A 19485-nucleotide genomic window follows, 5' to 3' on the forward strand; every position below is an offset into this window, starting at 1 on the left:
CGCAGCCGTCGCCGTGCGTCGTCCGCCGCGGCCACCGCGCCGCCGAGGGATGCCGAGGCCTCGACGGCAGCCGCGAGCCCGGTCTCCGTCTCCGCGGCCTTCGCCTGGGCGGCCGACCGGTCGGCATCCGCCGTCTCGAGGACCCGGCCGGCGTGTTCGACGGCCTGCTGCTGCTCGCGCGCGAGGTCGGCACGAGCTGCCGCTTGGCGCTCGAGCCGGACGAGCTCTCGAAGCGTGTCGTCGTGGACGACGAGGTCGGCCAGCACGGTGGCCGGGTCGGTGGCACCGGGAATGCTGGATCGCACCCGCGCCGTCTTCTGGTCGGCGAGCGTGGCCAGCCGGTGGGTCTCGGCCTCGGCGCGGAGCACGGCGTCGAGGTGACCCCGCACGCCCGCTGCCCTGCGTCCTTCGTCGTGTGCGGCCCGCACTGCGGCGATGTCGTCGGCCGCCGCGTCGAGGTCGGCGAGGGCGGTGCGGGCAACCGTCGCGCGCGACCGCAGGGCGACGAGGGCACGAGTCCGCTCGGCAGCCAGCGCCGCGAGCGACTCCTCGCTCACCGCCACGTCGAGGGCGACCATGGCCTCGGAGAGCTGGGCGTCGAGCTCGGCGCCGATCGCCTCGAGCCGTGCCCGGATGGCTGCGGGGGAGTCGTCGACGGACGGAGGACCAGCGCTGCCTGCGACGGCCGCGCCTGCGACGGTCGCTCCTGTGGTCGTCGCTCCCGCGGTCGTCGCGCCGGCCGCGGGGTCGTCCTCGTGGAGGTCGTCGCCCCGTGCGAAGCCGTCGTTCTCGGCGAGGTGGCCCCCTGCGAAGCCGTCGTTCTCGGCGAGGTGGCCCCCTGCGAAGCCGTCGTGCTCGGCGACGCCGTCAACGGTGACGCCGTGAACCCCCGCGACGCCGTGACCCTCGACGAGGCCGCTGGCGGCGACGACGTCGGCGAGCCGGGCGAGGTCGGTGTCGATGCCGGCGCGGACGGCGGCCACGGCTGCCTCGCTCGCCCGGCGCTGGTCGACCAGCCACTCCTCGACGTCGGCGAAGCGGGTGATGTCGAAGAGCTTCTCGAGCAGGGCCCGGCGCTCATCGTCCTTGGCGGTGAGGAAGGCCGCGAACTCGCCCTGGGGGAGCATCGCCACCTTGGCGAACTGCTCCTTGCCGAGCCCGAGGACGTCGTGGATGACCTCGGCGGCCTCGTCGTTGCGGGTGGAGAGGACGCGCCAGCCCTCGCCCTCCTGCTCGGAGAGGCTCACCGTCGCCGGGCTCTCGATCGTGCCCGTGCCGCGCTTCTTGGGCCGAACGTGCGCGGGCGTGCGGGTGAGCCTGAACCGCCGGGTGCCGCAGGTGAACTCGAGCTCGACCGACGGCGTCGCCGTCGGCGCGGCGTGGTCGCTGACGATGCCGCGACGGTCGCGCACCCCGGGCACGTCGGCGAAGAGGGCGAAGCAGATGGCGTCGAGCAGGCTGGTCTTGCCGGCACCGGTGGGCCCGTGGATGAGGAAGAGGCCGGAGGCGGTGAGGGCGTCGAAGTCGACGGTGACCTCGTCGGGGAACGGGCCGAAGGCAGTGGCCCGCAGACGGTGGATCCTCATGCGGCACCGCTGCCTCGCGCGGACCGGGTCGCGACCTCGCCGTCGGAGCCGGCGCGACGCAGCCGGGCACCCTCGACGGCCTCCTCGATGAGGGCCCGCTCGTCGTCGTCGGCCGCGTGGCCGCCACGGACGTGGCCGAGGAAGTCGCAGCAGACGGCGAGGTCGGAACGCTCGGTGAGCGAGCCGGCATACGCGCTCATCGTCGTGACCTCGCCGGTGGGGGCGAAGCGCAGGTCGAGGGTGTGCGGGAAGCGGGCGCGCAGGCGCTCCATGGCGCCGAGCGGGCGCACGGGGTCGGTGAGGGTGACCTGGCACCACGCCGACTCGGCGGATGCATGCTGGCTGTCCGTGAGGAGCTCGTCGAGGGTGCCGCGCAGGAGCGCGAGCGGTCGCTCCACCGGCGCCTCGACGAAGTCGACGACGGGCTTGTCGGACGACAGGTCGACGAGCCAGGAGCCCTTGGTGTGCGACGCCTCGCTGAAGGACATCGCGACGGGGGAGCCGGAGTAGCGCTGGCCCTCGGCGACCTCCTGCCGTCCGTGGAGGTGGCCGAGCGCGGCGTAGTCGACGCCGTCGAACACCTCGGGCGGCACGGCGGCGACGCCACCGACGGCGATGTCGCGCTCGGACTCGCTCGTCGCCCCGCCGGTGACGAAGGCGTGGGCCATGACGACCGACCGCTCGTGGCGACCCTCGGCGAGGGAGGACCTCACCCTGGCCATGGCGGCCCGTAGCACACCGGCATGAGTCCGCTCGGAGGCGCCGAGGGGCCCGGCGGTGAGGGAGGGCTCGAGGTAGGGGAGCGGGTGCACGGCGACGTCACCGACCATGACGGGCCGGCCGACGTCGTCGAGGCTCGTGCGGATGTGCAGCCCGGACCGCTCGAGGAGGCGGGACGCGAAGCCGAGCCGGATGGCGGAGTCGTGGTTGCCGCTGGAGAGCACGACGGCGGCGCCGGCGTCGATGAGCCGCTCGACCGCGTCGGAGAGCAGCGCCACCGTGTCGGGGGCGGGCAGGGCGCGGTCGTAGACGTCGCCCGAGACGAGGACGGCGTCGACGGACTCGGAGCGCACGACCTCGACGAGGGAGTCGAGGAAGGCCGACTGGGCGGCGTGCAGCCCCACCTGGTGGAACGCCCGTCCCAGGTGCCAGTCGGAGGTGTGGATCATGCGCACGTCACCGAGGCTAGGTCCGGCCACCGACAGGGCCGGTGACCGAAACGCGGATTCCCGGCGCTTCCCCTCGCACCCTGTGCTCGGATGGTGATTGAGTTGGCCAACGAGCTCGACTGGACGGCTGGAACCGGAGGTGATGGGCGTGGGTGCAGAGGTCAGCGCGCAGAGCTACACGCGCGAGGAGCGACAGCGCTACCGCGAGAAGGTGCGCCAGAACCTCGACGTCTTCGAGCGGATGCTGACCCAGGACCAGTTCGAGTTCGAGCGACCGATGACCGGGCTCGAGATCGAGCTCAACCTCGTCAACGGCGACTACGACCCCCACTTCGCCAACGCCGAGGTGCTCCAGGCCATCGCCGACCCCGGCTACCAGACCGAGCTGGCGCAGTACAACATCGAGCTCAACGTCCCGCCCCGTCCCTTGCCCGGTGACTCCGCGCTGGAGCTCGAGGAGGACCTGCGGTCCTCGCTCAACGCCGCCGACTCCAAGGCCCGTGAGGTGGGCTCGCGGCTCGTCTCGATCGGGATCCTGCCGACGATCATGCCGGAGCACTACGAGGGCGAGTGGATCAGCGACAACAACCGGTACACCGCGCTCAACGACTCGATCTTCGTCGCCCGCGGGGAGGACATCTACCTCGACATCCACGGACCGCAGGGGGAGCGGGTCGCCACCTACTGCAACTCGATCGCGCCCGAGTCGGCGTGCACGAGCGTCCAGCTCCACCTCCAGGTCACGCCGGGCGACTTCGCCGACCACTGGAACGCCGCGCAGGCGCTGTGCCCGGTGCAGGTCGCGCTCGCGGCGAACTCGCCGTTCTTCTTCGGGCAGCGCCTCCACGCCGAGACGCGGATCGAGCTCTTCAAGCAGGCCACCGACACCCGCCCGATCGAGCTCAAGAACCAGGGGGTGCGTCCGCGCGTCTTCTTCGGGGAGCGGTGGATCACGAGCATCTTCGACCTCTTCGAGGAGAACTCCCGCTACTTCCCGGCCCTGCTCGCCGAGACCACCGACGAGGACCCGATGGCCCGGCTCGAGGCCGGGGAGGCACCCGACCTCGCCGAGCTCCGCCTGCACAACGGCACGGTCTACCGGTGGAACCGCCCGATCTACGACATCGTCAAGGGCCGTCCTCACCTGCGGGTCGAGAACCGGGTCCTGCCCGCCGGTCCCACGATCGCAGACACCTTGGCCAACGCCGCCTTCTACTACGGCGCCATCCGCAAGCTCGCCGGCACAGAGCGCCCCGTCTGGACGAAGATGAGCTTCGCGGCGTGCGAGGAGAACTTCCACCGCGGCGCCCGCGACGGCATCGACTCCCGCCTCTACTGGCCCGGGTTCGGCGAGGTCGGCGCGGACGAGCTCGTCCTGCGCCACCTGCTCCCGCTGGCCCACGAGGGGCTCGAGGAGTGGGGCGTCTCGCAGGCCGTGCGCGACCGCTTCCTCGGCATCATCGAGGCCCGCTGCCAGGCCGGCGTCAACGGTGCGACGTGGCAGACCGAGGCCGTGCGGCGCTTCGAGGAGAAGGGCAGCGACCGGCGCAGGGCGCTGCACCAGATGCTCGAGCTCTACGTCGAGCACATGAGCACCAACGAGCCGGTGCACACCTGGTCCCTGCCCTGAGTGGCTCCCGTCCGCTCGGTCCGCCGGGACCGCCGCGACCGCGGCGACGGCCGCGAGCGCGTCAGCCCAGGCTGTTCCACATCTTCACCGCGGGCTGCTCGCGCTCGTACTCGAGAACGCTCACCGACCCGGCGTCGAGGAGCAGCTTGGCGGCGAAGCGCGGCTGCTCGCGCAGGAACACCGTCGCGAGGATGCGCAGCGCGTGCCCGTGCCCGAAGAGGAGCACGTCGCGCGACGCGAGCACCGGCGCCGCCCGGAGCAGCACCCGCGACGCCCTCGCCGCGACCTCCTCGACGGTCTCGCCGGGGGTGTCGCCCGGGACGACGCCGTCCTCGAAGACCGCCCAGTCATAGCCGAGCTCTGCCCGGATGTCCTTGGTCGTGCGCCCCTCGTAGCCGCCGTAGTCCCACTCGACGAGGTTCGGGTCGACCTCCGCGCCGCCGAACCCGGCGATCTCCGCCGTGCGTCGTGCGCGCTGCATCGGCGAGGTGAGGACGAGCCCCACGTCGAACCCCGACAACCGCTGCGGGAGCGTCGCGGCATCGGCCTCGCCCTGCTCGGTGAGCTCGATGTCGGTCGTCCCCGTGTGCTGACCCGACTCGCTCCACTCCGTCTTGCCGTGGCGGACGAGGACGAGTCGTCCCTCGGGGACAGCGGGTGCGCCGGTCATGGTCGTCACTCTGGCAGGATCCCCGTATGCCGCGCCACCTCGCCTTCCTGCGGGCCATCAACCTCGGCCCGCACCACAAGGTGCCGATGGCCGAGCTGCGCGAGCGGCTCGCCGACGCCGGCTTCACCGACGTCGCCACTCACATCCAGACCGGCAACATCGCCCTGACGTCGACGATGCGCTCGCAGGCCAAGGTCGAGGCCGCCATCGAGCACCTGCTCCAGGAGTGGCGGGGCTTCGAGGTGCCGACGATCGTGCGCTCGCCCGCCGAGCTCGCAGAGCTGCTGGCGGCCGTCGAGAAGGTGCCGCAGCTCGTCGGTGAGGGGGCCCGTCGCTACGTCGCGTTCGCCAAGGCTGAGGTGGGCAGGGACGCCGCGAAGGCGCTCACGGCCTACGAGGAGTCGCCCGAGCGTTGCCGGGTCGTGGGACGCGACCTCCTCCTCGAGTACGACACGACGTTCGACAAGGTCCGGCTCACCGGAGCCCGGCTCGAGAAGCTGGCCGGCACCCCCGTGACGATGCGCGACATCAAGGTCGTGCGCGCCCTCGACGAGAAATGGAGCAGCACATGACCGAGGCCCGGACGAGCGCGGAGCCCGAGACCGGCGGCACCGGCCCGGGGTTCCGGTCGGTGTCGATGACGCGGACGGCCCACGGCGAGCTCGACGTGACGAACGTGCGCGGAGGCACCATCCACATCGGCACGGGGGAGACCGACGACTTCACTCCCGTCGAGCTGCTCCTCACGGCGATCGCCGGGTGCAGCGCGGTCGACGTCGACTTCATCACCGCCAAGCGCGCCGAGCCGACCGAGTTCACCGTGACGAGCTCGGGCACCAAGGTCCGCGACGAGCAGGGCAACCACATCGAGGACCTCGAGGTGACCTTCCGCGTCCGATTCCCCGAGGGCGCCGACGGCGACCGCGCGCGGGATATGCTGCCGCGGGCCATCGCCCAGTCGCACGACCGGCTGTGCAGCGTCTCGCGCACCGTCCAGATCGGCACCCCCGTGACGATGCGGGAGGACTGAGCGGTGGCGCGCTACCTCGACGTCCACCCCGTCGACCCGCAGCCCCGCTCGATCCGGCAGGCCGTCGAGACCCTGCGCGACGGCGGGCTGATCGCCTACCCGACCGACTCCGGCTATGCCCTCGGCGCCGCGCTCGGCAACCAGTCGGCCAAGGACCGCATCCGTGACATCCGCCGGCTGGACGACAAGCACCACTACACGCTGGTCTGCGCCGACTTCGCCCAGCTCGGGCAGTTCGTCCACGTCGACAACGCGGTCTTCCGTGCCGTGAAGGCCTCGACGCCGGGGCCCTACACGTTCATCCTGCCCGCCACCGGTGAGGTGCCGCGCAAGCTGCTCCATGCCAAGAAGCGGACCGTCGGCGTGCGCATCCCCGAGCACCCCGTCGTGCGTGCGCTGCTCGCCGAGCTCGGGGAGCCGATGCTCACCTCGACGCTCATCCTCCCCGGCGAGACCGAGCCGATGACCGACGGCTGGCAGGTTAAGGAGGAGCTCGACCACGTCGTCGACGTCGTCATCGACTCGGGGGAGTGCGGCAGCGAGCCCACGACCGTCGTCGACCTCTCCGGCGACGTCCCCGAGGTGGTCCGGCAGGGAGCCGGCGACCCGAGCCGCTTCAAGGCGTGACGCCGGGACGGGACGCCGACGGCGGCGCGGGCTTCCCCGAGATCGTCCTGGAGGCGATGACCCGCCACGGCGTCGTCCCGCCCCGTGGCCACGTCACGCTCGAGCACGACGAGGCGTTGCTCAGCCACCACCCCGACGAGCCCGGCCGGCCCTTCGTCGTGCACTGGACCCGGTCCGAGCGGGAGCCCGCCGACGTCTTCGCCGACCTCACGGCATACCTCCGGGCGCGCGGAGCGCGCAGCGCCGAGTGGTGGTTCCGCGACGACTCGACCCCCGCGGGGCTCGAGGAGCTCGTCGTGGCCGCGGGCGCGACGACGGTCGAGGACCAGGTGTGCGTCGCGCGGGCCGTCGAGGGATCGGTCCCGGCGATCGCCCCCGGGGTGCGGGTCACCCTCGTCCGGGACGCCGAAGGGCTCGACGCGGTCGTCCGGATAGGTGCCGAGGTCTTCGACAACCCCGTGCCACCGGATCCCGACGCGCACCTCGCGGAGGTGCTCGACGACCTCGACGCCGCGAGGAGCGCATGGGTGGTCGGCTGGGTCGACGGCGAGGCGGTGGGGCGGGCCAGCGTCGGGTTCGAGTGGCAGGTCGCGCCGCTCGTCGGCGCCGCGGTGCTTCCTCACGCGCGGCGCCGAGGCGTGTATGCAGCGATGCTCGCCGCGCGGCTCGACCTCGCCGCGACCGCCCGGTGCCACACCGCCATCACCAAGGCCCGGCGTGCGGCATCGCTGCCGTTGCTGCTCCGCGAGGGCTTCGTCCCCATCGGCACCGAGCGCGCCCACCTTCTGCCGATCTGTTCCTGATCCACGTCCGGCCCTGACGCACCTCACCCCCACCGGCTCGGAGCCCCTGGGTGCCGGTGGGGGTGACGCGGCCTGCTCGGGAGGAAGTCGAGCAGGCTTCTCAGCTGCCGTAGAGCGACCGCACTCCCTGGCGGTCGGTCTCGGTCATGCTGAGGTCATCGGACGAGCCGTTGCACTGGGGGTAGTGCATGATCGACGCGCTGTCGTAGGGCGTGAGCGGACGCCAGTTGTTGTCCTCGAAGCACGTGCCGGCCTCGGGGCGGGTGTGCTCGTGGCGGAAGCCGAGGGTGTGGCCGAGCTCGTGCGCCATGATGTTGGACGGGGTCCACGAGCCGCTGTTGTAGAGCGAGCTGGCGTTGACGAGGACGTTGCGGCCCGACTTCGCCGTGCTCGGGAAGAAGGCGCGCGCGATGTACTGCGTCGTCTTCGTCGGCTCGACGGAGAAGAGCACCGAGGAGTTGCGGGTGGTGCAGTTGCCGTCCTGGGTCGTGACGTGCGTGTAGTTGACCTTGCTCGTCGCCGCCTCCCACTGGCCGACACCGGCGGTCATCGCCGAGACGACGCGGCTGTAGTCGGCGCCGAACTTCGTCGACACGCAGTAGGTGAGGTTGAGGGCCTGGGTCGCCGACCACTTGTCGTCGCGTCCGAGGGTCTGGTTGACGATGAGGCCGTCCTCCTGCGTCTGCTGCGGCGCGACGAGGGCGTCGTAGAACTGGCGCAGCTTGCCGTCGGTGTCGACGGGCTCGTCACCGTTGACGATGTACTTGCGGTCGAGGTCCTGGAACGTGGAGGCCTTGAACTCGCCGTAGGTGGGCGCCTGGCCCTCGGCCGCCGTGGCCTGGCCCGCGAAGATGGCGCCGCCGGTGAGGGCGGTCGCGGCGAGGACGGCGAAGGTGCGACTGGTCGTCGACATGTGTACTCCTGGTGGCAGGGAAAGCCGCGGGACGCGGCCGTCCGCCAACGTATGGACGTGCAGGTCAACGCCGGGTTCGCCGACGGTCAAGAGTTGGTATGCCGGGTCAAGAGTTCCTCGATCGGCCCACCGCGCTCACTGGGCAGCGTCGCTCGAGTGCGGTCGCGAACTGAGCACGAAGACGCGGATGCGGCGGCTGTCACCGATGCGCTTGCGGTAGTGCGCGTAGCCGACGTAGAACCGGCTCGCGAGGTCGAACACCTCGTCTGCCTCGACGGGCGTCGCCGCGCGGGCCAGGGCCGGCAGCTCCCGGTCGCCGTAGGCCACGGTGCACTCCGGGTGCGCCTCGAGGTTGAGCGCCCACGCGGGCGTCGTGGACTGACCGAAGTTCGTGCCCAGGAGGGCGAGGTCGTCGCCGAACGGCGTGGCGATGAGGTGACTCGTCCGCCGAGCGCCCGACCGTCGTCCGGTCGTCGTGAGGGTGAGCACGGACAGACCGGTGGCGAGGCTGGCGGCACTGTGCCGTCCCTCGGTCCTCCGGCTGACGAGGCCGTCCGCGTGGCGGAGCGTGCGGGAGAGGGCGGCGGCTCCGTGGCGCGAGCCGGCGAGGCGCCGGAGCCCGCGCTGGACGAGGTTGCCGGGGGAGTGCGCGTAGCCCAGGGCGGTGGTCAGGGAGACGTCGCTCATGGGCACACCCTCCCGCACCGGTCAGCTCCCCGTCTGCCGGAAGACCGGGGGAGGCCGTGGACAGGGACGCGGTCGGTGCTCCCGCCACCGGGGTTCGTCCGCAGCGTCACCGGTGTGCAGGCCCGGCGAGCGTCCGCCGAGGGGAACGACGGTGTAGCCCATACGCTTGACGATATGGCCGACCTCACCGAACCGTGTCCCGACTGCGGGCAGCTCATGCGCTGGGAGACGTCGCACGAACGCTGCGACGGGTGCGGCTGGATCCGCCCGTGCTGCGAGGGCGCTCCCTGCCCGATCCCGTGACGACGACGGCACCGGTCGGGCTGGCCGACGAGCAGCGGGCGGTCCTGGAGGCGTGGTTGCCCGGGTTCCGCATCGAGCGCGACCACAGCTGGGGCCTCACCTCGACCGTCGTCCTCGAGGTCGAACACGACGGTCGCCGACTCGTCGTCAAGGCGGCCGACCCTCGGGACGGTCACTTCCCTCGTGGGGTGCGCGCCCACCGGTCCTGGCTGGGTCCCTGGGTCGAGGCCGGGCGCGCGCCGCGGCTGCTCCACCTCGACGAGGACACCCGCATCCTCGTCACCGAGTTCGTCCCGGGCGACCTCGTCCTCGGCGGTCCGCACGAGCTCGACCCCGACGTCCACCGACAGGCCGGCGCGCTGCTGGCGATGATGCACGGGCAGGGCTCGGTCGTCGACGACACCTACTGCGCGCGAGAGCAGGCGACGACGCTGGCGTGGCTCGACCGGCCGCACCGCATCGCACCGGAGACCGCTGCACGGGTCCGGGACGTCGTCGAGGCGTGGGACCTCCCACCCGCGGTGCTCGTGCCGACGCACGGCGACTGGCAGCCGCGCAACTGGGTGCTCGACGGCGGGGGAGCGGTGCACGCGATCGACTTCGGCCGCGCCGACCTGCGTCCGGCTGCGACCGACTTTGCCCGGCTGGCCGCGCAGCAGTTCCGCGCCGACCCCGCACTCGAACAGGCGTTCGTGTCCGGCTACGGCGTGGACCCGCGTGAGCCGGCGGCATGGCGACGCCACCTGCTGCGCGAGGCCGTGTCGACCGCCGCGTGGGCGCACCAGGTGGGGGACGAGCCCTTCGAGAGGCAGGGTCTGCGGATGGTCGACGAGGCACTGGCCCGGGTGGAGGTGGCGTGATGGCGCCACAGGGGAGTGGCGACGAGCAGGACGCGGGAGAGGTCGAGGTGAGCGCGCTCGCCATCAACGTCACGGTGCCCGAGGACCTGAGGTGGCACGACTCCCGGCGGGGTGAGGAGTTCGAGCTCACCTCGCTCAACATCCGGCTGCTCCCGGACGGTCACGTCGCGGCCAAGGCCTACGGACGGCCGGTCGCCGGTGGACGTGGCGGCTACACGTCGTTCAGGGTGCCTGACCGACCCGAGCTCGCTGAGCTCGTCGACGCCGCGGCCACGCGGGCAGCGGCGATGTGGGCTGCCCACCGAGGGCTGGGCTGAGCGGGCCGAAGGCTCAGGCAGTCGCAGCGCCCACCCGGTCCAGCAGCCGCACCGCGTCCCACGGCGCGCGACCATCGATGTCGTTGTCGAAGTAGACGTAGGAGTCCGCGCCCGAGGACTCCCAGCCCGTGAGTCGCTCGGCCCACGTGTCGAGGGTCCTGTCGCTGTAGCCCCCGGCATACAGGCGTTGCTCGCCGTGCAGGCGGACGTAGTGGAAGTCGGCCGTGCCGTCGCCCATCTCCGGGAAGCGGCCGGCGGTGTCGGCGTGGACGAGCGCGACCCGGTGCTCCGAGAGCAGTGACCGCGCGGAGGGGGTGTCCCACGACAAATGGCGCGGCTCCACGGCATACCGGATCGGCCTGTCCGCCTCGGTCGTCGTCCAGGCGCGGTCGGTGGCCACCCGCTCGTCGTGGCGGGCCGCGAGGTCGGCCGCGGCCGACGTCGTCCGGGGGAGCAGGCCGAGGAACGCCGCGACGATCTCGCGGTCGAAGGCGAGGCGCTCGGGCAGCTGCCAGAGCAGCGGGCCGAGGGCCGGCCCGAGGGCGAGGGGTCCCGAGGCGAAGAAGTTCGCGAGCGGCTGCCCGACGTCACGCAGCGCCTTCATGTGCGTGACGTAGCGGCTGCCCTTGACGGCGAAGACGAACTCGTCGGGCACCGCAGCACGCCAGCGCTGGTAGGACGTCGGTCGCTGCAGCGAGTAGAACGACCCGTTGATCTCGACGCTCGGCATCCGCGACGCGACGTGGCTCAGCTCGTCGCGCTGACGCAGACCCCGCGGATAGAAGTCGCCGCGCCAGCCGGCATACCGCCAGCCGGACACCCCGATGCGGATCACCTGTCGAACGTAGCGCGGGGGAGGTCGGGACGGACGCCCTTGTCACCGTTACTTGACATAATGTCGATTATCGGCGTTAGACGAGAGTTCAGGAGGGGTAAGGGTTCCGGCTGCGCGCCCGTGCCTTGATCGCCGTGATGACCTCGGTCTTCGCGTCGGCGTAGGCGTTCATGTCGGACCAGTCGCGCGCGACGAGGTCGCGCTTGGTGTCCTCGTAGAGACGCCGGTCGTCCGCGTCGAGGCGCAGGTGGTCGCGCAGCACCAGGTAGTCGTCGGCCAGCGGGTCGCCGTCCTCGAGGACGTGCACGTGCACGTCGCGCTCCGGTGTGCGCACGAGCCGGTGTCCGGGCTCACGTACCCGCAGGACGTAGCCGGCGGCGACGAGCCCGTCCACGTAGTCCTCGTCGGCGGTGATGTCGGGCACGGTCACGAGGACGTCGAGGATCGGCTTGGCTGCCAGGCCCGGCACCGACGTCGAGCCAATGTGCTCGACGCGCAGCGCAGTCGCGCCCAGCGCGCGACGGATCCGGGCCTCGTGGTCGTCGAACCACGCCGACCAGGCCGGGTCGGGATCGACGAGGTGGAGCTCGCGCCTCTCGACACCACCGACGAGCTCGAGGTCCGTGACGTCGGCCCGGCGACGCGTTCCCGTTCGCTGCGTCTCGTCCACGCGCGTCACCCTAGCCGCCGCGCGTCTCGACGCTCACGCGCTGAAGACCGACCAGCAGATGTCGTCGCGCCGCACTATGTCCTCGAGGACGAGGTCGCGCACCGGCGCCGGCAGCCGGTCCCGCTGCCACGCGAGCTCGCGCCTTCCGAGGGCGATGCCGTCGTCAGCGGTCGCCGTCGCCCGAACCGCCTTGATCGCGTAGGCCGCTGCCCCCAGGTCGTGCTCGGCGACGTGCGGCACACAGGCCGCCTGACCTGCCGCGTATGCCGCGTGGCGCGCTGCCCCGACCAGGTCGCGTGCCGCTCCCATCGCGTGTCCCCCGGCCGCTCGTGATGCCATCATGCCGAGGTCGCCCCGGGTCCAGGCACGCACGGACTCCACAGCCGTGCGCGGTCGCGAGTCCTCGGGTCGCTCGGCCTCGACGAGGTGCAGGACGTGCTCGGCGCAGTCCGCCGCCCACAGCGCGAGGAGGCGGTGGTCGTCGTCGGTGAGCGTCCCACCCCGGCGGATCGTCACGAGCCGCGGGTCCCGGACCTTCGGCAGGATCACCGTCGCCTCCCGTCGCCACGCACGGCTCGCACCCTAGCCGCCGGTGTGCAGGCGTGCCGGTGTGACGGCGTGCCGGGGTGACGCCCGAAACCCCGTTGCCCACCGCGCAGACGCCTCCCTACGGTGGCCGGATGGCGACGTCACGGTTCCACGGCATCAGCATCGAGTGCTCCGACCCGGTCCTCGTCGGCCGGTTCTGGGCCGGGGTGCTGGGCTGGGAGCTGGTCGAACAGACGTCCGAGGAGGTCGCCGCACTCCCCCACGACGGCACCGACTACCGCCTCACGCTCCGCCGTGCCGACACCCCGAAGCTCGGCCAGAACCGGATCCACCTCGACCTCCCCAGCCGGTCCGGAGCCGACATGACGGCGACGGTCGACCGGGCGCTGGCGCTCGGCGGACGCCACATCGACATCGGGCAGACGGCAGCCGACGGTCACGTCGTCCTCGCGGACCCCGAGGGCAACGAGCTGTGTGTCATCGAGCCTGGCAACACGTTCCTCGCCGACACCGGGGTCATCGGCGGCATCAACTGCGACGGGTCGCACGCGCTCGGGGTCTTCTGGAGCGAGGTCCTCGGGTGGCCGCTCGTGTGGGACCAGGACGAGGAGACCGCGATCCAGTCCCCGACGGGCGGCTCGAAGATCACGTGGAGCGGGCCTCCGCTCATGCCCCGCCTCGGGCGCGACCGCTTCCACCTCGAGCTCGCGGTGCCGTCGCCGGACGACCTCGAGCCGGAGGTGCGTCGACTCGTTGGGCTCGGCGCGATCGAGCAGCCCGGAGCGGCCCCCACCGACAGCGCGAGGGCGCTCATCGACCCCGACGGCAACGAGTTCCGGGTCCTCGTGACCTGAGGCCGCACCTCACCGTCGACCTGAAGCCCTCATGACGCCTGGTTGATCCTCACGTGGTTGCCGGCGGGGTCGCGGAACGCGCAGTCGCGCACGCCCCAGGGCTGGTCGGTCGGCTCCTGGGTGACCTCGGCCCCGCTGGCCTGCACGGCGTCGAAGGTGCCCTCGAGGTCGGGAGTCGACAGGACGATCGTCGCGTAGGTGCCCTTGGCCATCATCTCGGCGATGGTGTTGCGCTCGTCGTCGGTGATGCCGGGGTCCGCAGCGGGCGGGGTGAGGACGATCGACGGCGTCGGGCTGCCGGCCGGGGCGATCGTGATCCAGCGCATGGGGCCCTGGCCCACGTCGGCGAGCACCTCGAAGCCGAGCGTGTCGCGGTAGAAGGCCAAGGAGGCCTCCGGGTCGGTGTGCGGGAGGAACGTGTGGTGGATGGTGATGTCCATGGCGCTGACGCTAGTTCGGCGGGAGCGGCGGCGCTTCTCGATTCCTGACCGGTCTCGTCACGGCCTTGGTGACGCACGAGGGCAGCTCGGCGTCGCGGTCCTCCGCCAGCCGGCGGTAGGCGCTCGGGGACATGCCCACGAGCTCCGAGAAGCGCGTGCTGAACGTGCCCAGCGACGAGAACCCCACGGTGAAGCAGACCTCGGTGACGTTGAGGTCGCCGCGGCGGAAGAGCGCCATCGCCCGCTCGATCCGCCGTGTCATGAGATAGCTGTAGGGCGACTCGCCATACGCCGCGCGGAACGAGCGGCTCAGGTGACCCGACGACATGTGGACGTCGCGGGCGAGCGCCTCGACGTCGAGCGGCCGGTCGAACTCGCGGTCCATCCGGTCGCGCACCCTTCGCAGCAGCGCGAGGTCGCGAAGCCGGTCCTGACGCTGACGGTCATCGCGGGGCTGTTCGTCCGTCCGGCGCTCCTCACGCCCTCGGTCCCCGATGGGTGCATCGCTCACGACACGATCTTGCACCGACTCCCCTCCCGCGCGTCGGCTCCGGCGCTAGTCTCGGTGCGTGGAGAAGGCGCGCCTCGCTCACACGGACGACGAGTTCCATTGTGCCGCAGAACTTTTCGCTGACTTTCAGCATGAGTACGAGGAGCCGGTTCCGGACGTCGACACGATGGCCGCACACCTCGCACGCCTCGTCGACGGCGGCGACACGAGCGTGCTCCTCGCGGGCGACCCGGCCGTGGGGCTCGCCATCGTCCGGTTCCGCACCGCGACATGGGCGGACACGACCGAGGCCTACCTCGCCGAGCTCTACGTCGCTCCCGAGTCGCGTGGCCAAGGGCTGGGCCGGCTCTTCCTCACCGACGTCCTGGACCACTGCAGGGCCCGCGGGGCGACCTACGCCGACCTCAACACCTCAGAGGACGACGAGGCGGCCCGTCACCTCTACGAGTCGCTCGGGTTCGACTGCCACGAGGGCCGTGGCGAGGGACCGCTCGCGGTCTACTACGAGAAGGATCTCTGAACAGCCCTGTTGCACAGCGGGTTTGCCGCCCGCTCCCCCGTGTGAGACCGTCGGGTCAGAGCCTCGACTGCAGGCTCCCGGACGAGGGGCGCCGTACCCGGCACGCGACAAGACGGCCCGCAGGAGCGCTCGTCATGTCATGGATCGTCCTCGTCCTCTCCGGGGTCCTCGAGGCCGTCTGGGCCACCGCCCTCGGCCGTTCCGAGGGTTTCAGCCGCCTCGGACCCACGCTCGTCTTCGGCGGAGCGCTCGTCCTCAGCATGGCCGGCCTCGCCTGGGCGATGCGTGAGCTCCCGATCGGGACGGCGTATGCCGTGTGGGTCGGCATCGGTGCGGTCGGCACCGTCGGCTGGGCCATGGCCACCGGCGCCGAGCCGGCCTCGCTCGTGAGAATCCTCCTCGTCGCGATGATCGTCGCGGGCGTCGTCGGGCTCAAGGTCACCCACTGACGGGCGCTCAGCCGCGCTGTCGCGTCAGCTTCGCCACCTCCACCTCGTAGCGGCTCGCCGCGCCACCGGTCGTCCTGAAGAACCTCCGCCTCAGCGCGCCGACGACGTGCACCCGGTCCCCGTCGGACATCCGCTGCGCGGCTCGCCGGGCCGACCGTGACCAGCACGCGAGGTCGATCGTGTCGACCGGCCCACCGGCGGGCCGGGGCACGACGACCCGCAGCGTCACGAGGTCGTCCCCACTCGGCAGGACCCGCGCGTCCGGCTTCCCGCTCACCCTCCCGACGAGCTCCACACTGTTCACCGCGTCCTCCGACGCCGCCTCCACCTGTGCCGCCATGCCCACTCCCGTCCGGTCGTCCGTCGCTGTCGAGCAGCCAGCGTCCGGGACGACGCGCTGCGAGAACAGCCCCGACGGGCGCACCTGTGGACGGCGCGGGCGCCACACCCTCCCTGTGGACAGCGGACGGCCCCAGGACCACGAAGGGTCCCGGGGCCGTCCCGGTCTCAGTTGCTGGGGGCGCAGAAGGACTTGCCAGCGCACATCGCGAGCGGCTCGCCCTGCGCGCCCTGGGCGCCGATGATGCCGACGGCAGCCATGACGGCGAGACCAACGAGGTAACGACGGGTGGTGCGCATGGTGTCTCCTTTGACGGTGGTCGGCCCGGTCAGGTGAGCCCGGGCCGGCGAGGTGTCCGCGGTGTCTCCCGCGGGTGGTGCGGGAGGTCTCCCGCGCCGTCCAGCCAACCCGCCTCCCGGCCGTGACGCTCGGCGCCTGCAGCAAGCTGCAGTGGGGATGCAGGCCGCCGAGCGTCGTGGCAGGGGTCTCACTGGAGGGTCAGCGCGTACACCTCGAACCGGGGGTCGTCGGGCAGCGTGACCGACCGCAGCTGCTTGCCGGACTCGGTCGCACCCGAGGCGGCGAACAGCTGGACCGGGGGCCCGTCGACGCCCTGTCCCGCACGGATCCGGTGGTCCATGGCGAGCGCGACGGTGTTGCCGTTGCGTCCGCTGCCGGCAGCCCAGTCCGTGAGGGCGAAGGGCACGTCGGCCACCGACCCGTCGGTGTAGGTCACCCGCAGAGCCGTCGTGACGTCACCGCCGTGCGAGGCGCCGATGACCCGCAGGGCACTCCTGGTCCCGGTCGGCACGAGGAGCGTCTGTCCCCGGGCCTCCACGAAGTTCGCGGCGGTCCCGGCAGGCGACGGGACGGCATACGTCACGCCCTGGTGCTGCCACGACCCGCCTGCCGGGAGCAGCGCGGCGTCGTAGCTCCAGCCGCCGCCGTCGAAGTTGCCCTCGGTCGACGCCGAGACGGTGGCCGTGCCGTCGTGGTTGCGCTCGCCGGCGAGGTCGACGGCGCAGGGCGAAGCAGCACCCGCACCGCCGGCACACGTGAGTGGCACCTGGAAGCGCACCGGCAGCGTCCGCACGACGTCCGGGACGCCCGGGGCGGACGCGGTGACGACGACCTCGTGCGAGCCGGTCGCGCCCTCGGGCACGGTGAGGGTCACCGGCACCGAGCCCGACGCGGGCACCCCGTTGCTCTTGAGGACGGCGTCGGTCGACGCGGGGCTCGCCTTCCACCCCTCGGGGACGGCGACGCCGACCCGCACCGGCAGGCTCTTCTGCGCCTGGCCGAGGAGGTCGACGACGAACCTGCCGGTCGTGTCGCCCGTGGCGAGCACGAGCGGGCTGGGCTTGACCGACATGCTCATCGACACCGCCTTCGAGCCCTTCGACGTCGACACCGACGGCGGGACGTCCGAGGGCAGGGTGCCCCACGAGCTCGGCGAGGAGCCGACGACGTGGGCGAGCGAGCCGCCGGAGCGCAGGTCGTCCCAGCGCACCCAGCTCTTCGTCGAGCGCGAGCCGTTGACCGTGAGCGACTGGACGTAGGGCCGGTCGTCCGAGACGCCGGGCGCCGTGATCGTCAGCGTGCCGCCCTGGCGCGCCGACCCGGTCTCCGGGCGGCCGACGGTGATGTCGGTCCGCTCGAACTGCGGGCTCGAGACGACGAAGTAGTTCGCGCCGCTCATCGGCGGGTGCAGGCCCCACGAGGACATGACGTACCAGGCCGACATCGTGCCGAGGTCGTCGTTGCCGGTCATGCCGTCCGGTCCGGGGTTGAACAGCGTGTATGCCGCCCGCGCCACGGTCGCGGTCTTGCTCGGTTCCCGGACCCACGCGTACAGGTAGGGCGCGAGCAGGTCGGGCTCGTTGTTCGGGTTGTAGGTGGGCTTGCTGTAGTAGGCGTAGGTCGCCTCGATCCAGTCGGTGCGCACCGTCTTCTCCGGGTCGACGAGCAGCTTGTCGTAGGCGAAGAACTCGTCGAGCCGCTCGGCCGTCTTCTCACGGCCACCCATGATCCGGACGAGGTCCGCCGGGTCCTGGGGCACGAGCCACTGGTACTGGTAGGCGCCGCCCTCGTGGAAGGCGCGCGACGCGGCCACCGGCTCGTAGGGGTCGAGCCAGGTGCCGTCCTCGAGCCGCGGGCGGAACGTGCCCGTCGTCGAGTCGTAGAGGTTGCGGTAGCTGCGACCACGCTCGTCGAACATCGCCGCGTCAGCGGTCTTGCCGAGCGCCTTGGCCATGATCGCCAGCGAGGCGTCGGCGGCGGCGTACTCGAGCGTGGCGGAGGCGGGGTGGACGCAGTCGTTGTCGCCGCCCTTGTGGTCGCAGTCGGTGCCGAGCTCGAGCCCGAACGGGATGTAGCCGAGCTTCTCGTAGTAGTGCTGACCGCTGCGGCCGTTGTAGGGGCTGTCCTTCGGGGGACGTTCGGTGGCGTTCTGGCGCAGGAGCGCGTAGGCCTCGGCCTCGTGGCCGGCGAGGAAGCCCTTCGACCAGCCCTCGACGAGGAACGGGGTCACCGGGTCACCGGTCATGATGTTGGTCTCGCTGTTCGCAAGCGCCCAGCGCGGCAGCCAGCCGCCCTCGCGCCCGATGGCGAGCACGGACAGGTAGGAGTCGCGCGCGACGTCCGGAGCGAGGATCTCGAGCAGCTGGTTCTGCGGACGGTAGGTGTCCCACAGAGAGAAGTTCTGGCGGGCGGTCCAGCCGTCGGAGGTGTGCACCTTGCCGTCCCAGCCGAAGTACTTGCCGTCCACGTCCTCGGCCAGGTTCGGGTGGAGCAGCGCGTGGTAGAGCGCGGTGTAGTAGGCCGTCCGTCGCTCCGTGGACCCGCCGGTGATGCGCGCCTTGCCGAGCTCGCTCTCCCAGCGCTGGGTCAGCGCCGTCCGGGTGGCGTCGAAGTCGAAGGAGTCCTTCGTCTCGGCGGCGAGGTTCGCGCGGGCGCCCTCGACCCCGGTATAGCTCAGCCCGACCTTGAGGGTGGCGCTCGTCGTGCCCTCGGGCATCGTCACCCAGGCGCCGTTGGCGCCACGGCTCGTCGAGGCGTCGCGGGACCCCGGCGTGCGGGTCGAGCCCGACCAGGTGCCGAACGACGCGAACGGCTTCTCGAACTGCGCCGAGAAGTAGATCGTGTGCTCGTCCTTGCCGGCACAGAAGTTGCCGTTGTGGATCCGGCCCTCGATGGTCCGGTCGCCCACGACGTGGATCTCGGAGTCGAAGACGGTGCTGTTGGCCTTGGCCGTGTTGAACAGGACGTTGGCCTGCTTCCCCGCCGGGAAGGTGTAGCGCTGCCACCCCGTCCGGTCGGTTGCCGTGAGCTCGGCGTCGACGTCGTACTTCGTGAGCCCGACGCGGTAGTAGCCCGGCGTCGCCTCCTCGTCGTCGTGGGTGAACCCGCTCCGGTATGCCGTGGGGTCGGTCGTCGTGACCGCGCCCGTCGTCGGCATGACCGGCAGCTCGCCGACGACCGGGCAGCCGACACCGGACAGGTGGGTCTGGCTGAACCCGTGGATGAAGGACTGCGAGTAGTCGTAGCCGCCCTCTCCCCCGGTGTCCGGGCTGACCTGCACCATGCCGAAGGGCGCGCTCGCACCCGGGAACGTGTTGCCGTTGTCCTGGGTGCCGACGAAGGGGTTGACCTCGGAGGTGAGGGTGGTGGCGGCCGACGCCGCGGGCGCCGGGCCGGCGCCGACGGCGGGCGCCGCGAGCGCG

At 71.9% G+C, this 19485-nt stretch carries 23 protein-coding genes and 1 riboswitch; of the genes, 10 read left to right on the top strand and 13 right to left on the bottom strand.

All coding sequences use genetic code 11. The features are described from left to right. Both N798_RS12545 and N798_RS12550 read right to left on the bottom strand, forming a co-directional pair. The coding region (locus N798_RS12545) for an AAA family ATPase (protein WP_035948949.1) at positions 1 to 1586 on the bottom strand (1586 nt) is incomplete at its 3' end. Further along, a complete protein-coding gene (locus N798_RS12550) occupies positions 1583 to 2761 on the bottom strand; it encodes an exonuclease SbcCD subunit D (RefSeq protein ID WP_035948951.1) in 1179 nt (392 codons plus the stop codon). The genes N798_RS12545 and N798_RS12550, both read right to left, overlap by 4 nt. 142 nt (positions 2762 to 2903) lie before the next feature. On the opposite strand from N798_RS12550, the gene N798_RS12555 reads away from it, so the two are divergent. Continuing rightward, positions 2904 to 4385, top strand: a complete 1482-nt coding sequence (locus tag N798_RS12555; RefSeq protein WP_198030750.1) for a glutamate-cysteine ligase family protein — start codon at positions 2904 to 2906, stop codon at positions 4383 to 4385. A 61-nt stretch (positions 4386 to 4446) separates the two neighbouring features. Here the strand turns inward: N798_RS12555 and N798_RS12560 are convergent, their stop codons facing one another. Continuing rightward, the gene (locus N798_RS12560) at positions 4447 to 5055 is read right to left on the bottom strand and encodes a histidine phosphatase family protein (RefSeq protein ID WP_035948966.1); all 609 of its coding nucleotides are present in this window, start codon (positions 5053 to 5055) and stop codon (positions 4447 to 4449) included. Positions 5056 to 5081: 26 nt separating this feature from the next. Here N798_RS12560 and N798_RS17470 point away from each other — a divergent pair, with 26 nt between their 5' ends. From N798_RS17470 to N798_RS12580, 4 genes are read left to right on the top strand one after another with little or no spacing between them, the layout of a single operon-like run. After that, complete coding sequence (locus N798_RS17470; protein WP_052117296.1) at positions 5082 to 5627, top strand: DUF1697 domain-containing protein; 546 nt, start codon at positions 5082 to 5084, stop codon at positions 5625 to 5627. Then, positions 5624 to 6085: an OsmC family protein gene (locus tag N798_RS12570; protein WP_052117302.1), complete on the top strand. Its 462-nt coding sequence runs from the start codon at positions 5624 to 5626 to the stop codon at positions 6083 to 6085. Before N798_RS17470 ends, N798_RS12570 begins: the two co-directional genes overlap by 4 nt. 3 nt (positions 6086 to 6088) lie before the next feature. Continuing rightward, positions 6089 to 6712 carry an L-threonylcarbamoyladenylate synthase gene (locus N798_RS12575; RefSeq protein WP_035948953.1) on the top strand — a complete coding sequence of 208 codons (624 nt, stop codon included), beginning with the start codon at positions 6089 to 6091 and terminating at the stop codon, positions 6710 to 6712. Then, positions 6709 to 7515 (top strand): GNAT family N-acetyltransferase, encoded by an 807-nt coding sequence (locus N798_RS12580; RefSeq protein WP_035948955.1) that lies wholly within the window; start codon positions 6709 to 6711, stop codon positions 7513 to 7515. Before N798_RS12575 ends, N798_RS12580 begins: the two co-directional genes overlap by 4 nt. A 100-nt stretch (positions 7516 to 7615) precedes the next feature. Here the strand turns inward: N798_RS12580 and N798_RS12585 are convergent, their stop codons facing one another. Further along, the gene (locus tag N798_RS12585; protein ID WP_035948956.1) at positions 7616 to 8428 is read right to left on the bottom strand and encodes a M57 family metalloprotease; all 813 of its coding nucleotides are present in this window, start codon (positions 8426 to 8428) and stop codon (positions 7616 to 7618) included. A 135-nt stretch (positions 8429 to 8563) separates the two neighbouring features. Next, complete coding sequence (locus N798_RS12590; protein WP_035948957.1) at positions 8564 to 9115, bottom strand: nitroreductase family deazaflavin-dependent oxidoreductase; 552 nt, start codon at positions 9113 to 9115, stop codon at positions 8564 to 8566. A 269-nt stretch (positions 9116 to 9384) separates the two neighbouring features. Between N798_RS12590 and N798_RS12595 the strand changes: the two genes are divergently transcribed. Together N798_RS12595 and N798_RS12600 are read left to right on the top strand one after the other, a co-directional pair. Then, positions 9385 to 10278 carry a phosphotransferase gene (locus tag N798_RS12595; RefSeq protein ID WP_229708260.1) on the top strand — a complete coding sequence of 298 codons (894 nt, stop codon included), beginning with the start codon at positions 9385 to 9387 and terminating at the stop codon, positions 10276 to 10278. Then, positions 10278 to 10595: a hypothetical protein gene (locus N798_RS12600; RefSeq protein ID WP_035948958.1), complete on the top strand. Its 318-nt coding sequence runs from the start codon at positions 10278 to 10280 to the stop codon at positions 10593 to 10595. Before N798_RS12595 ends, N798_RS12600 begins: the two co-directional genes overlap by 1 nt. 13 nt (positions 10596 to 10608) lie before the next feature. Here the strand turns inward: N798_RS12600 and N798_RS12605 are convergent, their stop codons facing one another. The 3 genes from N798_RS12605 to N798_RS12615 all read right to left on the bottom strand — a co-directional run bounded on the left by N798_RS12605 (position 10609) and on the right by N798_RS12615 (position 12649). Next, complete coding sequence (locus tag N798_RS12605) at positions 10609 to 11430, bottom strand: DUF72 domain-containing protein (protein WP_035948959.1); 822 nt, start codon at positions 11428 to 11430, stop codon at positions 10609 to 10611. Between the two features lie 88 nt (positions 11431 to 11518). After that, on the bottom strand, positions 11519 to 12100 hold the full coding sequence (locus N798_RS12610; protein WP_035948961.1) for a GrpB family protein: 582 nt from the start codon (positions 12098 to 12100) through the stop codon (positions 11519 to 11521). Between the two features lie 33 nt (positions 12101 to 12133). Beyond that, positions 12134 to 12649, bottom strand: a complete 516-nt coding sequence (locus N798_RS12615; RefSeq protein WP_035948962.1) for a putative immunity protein — start codon at positions 12647 to 12649, stop codon at positions 12134 to 12136. A 131-nt stretch (positions 12650 to 12780) separates the two neighbouring features. Between N798_RS12615 and N798_RS12620 the strand changes: the two genes are divergently transcribed. Further along, positions 12781 to 13503 (top strand): VOC family protein, encoded by a 723-nt coding sequence (locus N798_RS12620; protein ID WP_052117298.1) that lies wholly within the window; start codon positions 12781 to 12783, stop codon positions 13501 to 13503. Between the two features lie 29 nt (positions 13504 to 13532). Here the strand turns inward: N798_RS12620 and N798_RS12625 are convergent, their stop codons facing one another. Both N798_RS12625 and N798_RS12630 read right to left on the bottom strand, forming a co-directional pair. Next, positions 13533 to 13943, bottom strand: coding sequence for a VOC family protein (locus N798_RS12625; protein ID WP_035948963.1), 411 nt, complete (start codon positions 13941 to 13943; stop codon positions 13533 to 13535). A gap of 10 nt (positions 13944 to 13953) precedes the next feature. Beyond that, on the bottom strand, positions 13954 to 14352 hold the full coding sequence (locus N798_RS12630) for a helix-turn-helix transcriptional regulator (RefSeq protein WP_035948976.1): 399 nt from the start codon (positions 14350 to 14352) through the stop codon (positions 13954 to 13956). Positions 14353 to 14512: 160 nt separating this feature from the next. On the opposite strand from N798_RS12630, the gene N798_RS12635 reads away from it, so the two are divergent. Next, positions 14513 to 14974 (top strand): GNAT family N-acetyltransferase, encoded by a 462-nt coding sequence (locus N798_RS12635; protein ID WP_035948964.1) that lies wholly within the window; start codon positions 14513 to 14515, stop codon positions 14972 to 14974. A 55-nt stretch (positions 14975 to 15029) separates the two neighbouring features. Next, positions 15030 to 15096: riboswitch (guanidine-III (ykkC-III) riboswitch) on the top strand. A gap of 12 nt (positions 15097 to 15108) precedes the next feature. Next, the gene (locus N798_RS12640; RefSeq protein WP_035948965.1) at positions 15109 to 15423 is read left to right on the top strand and encodes a DMT family transporter; all 315 of its coding nucleotides are present in this window, start codon (positions 15109 to 15111) and stop codon (positions 15421 to 15423) included. Between the two features lie 7 nt (positions 15424 to 15430). On the opposite strand, the gene N798_RS12645 is transcribed toward N798_RS12640, so the two are convergent. The 3 genes from N798_RS12645 to N798_RS12650 all read right to left on the bottom strand — a co-directional run. Then, positions 15431 to 15763 (bottom strand): single-stranded DNA-binding protein, encoded by a 333-nt coding sequence (locus tag N798_RS12645; RefSeq protein WP_035948978.1) that lies wholly within the window; start codon positions 15761 to 15763, stop codon positions 15431 to 15433. 167 nt (positions 15764 to 15930) lie between these two features. After that, positions 15931 to 16062, bottom strand: a complete 132-nt coding sequence (locus N798_RS18890) for a hypothetical protein (RefSeq protein ID WP_268234542.1) — start codon at positions 16060 to 16062, stop codon at positions 15931 to 15933. Positions 16063 to 16250: 188 nt separating this feature from the next. Beyond that, on the bottom strand, positions 16251 to 19485 hold a 3235-nt coding region (locus tag N798_RS12650), incomplete at its 5' end, for a GH92 family glycosyl hydrolase (protein ID WP_052117300.1).

It is taken from the genome of Knoellia flava TL1 (genome assembly GCF_000768675.1).
Taxonomy (GTDB): domain Bacteria; phylum Actinomycetota; class Actinomycetes; order Actinomycetales; family Dermatophilaceae; genus Knoellia; species Knoellia flava.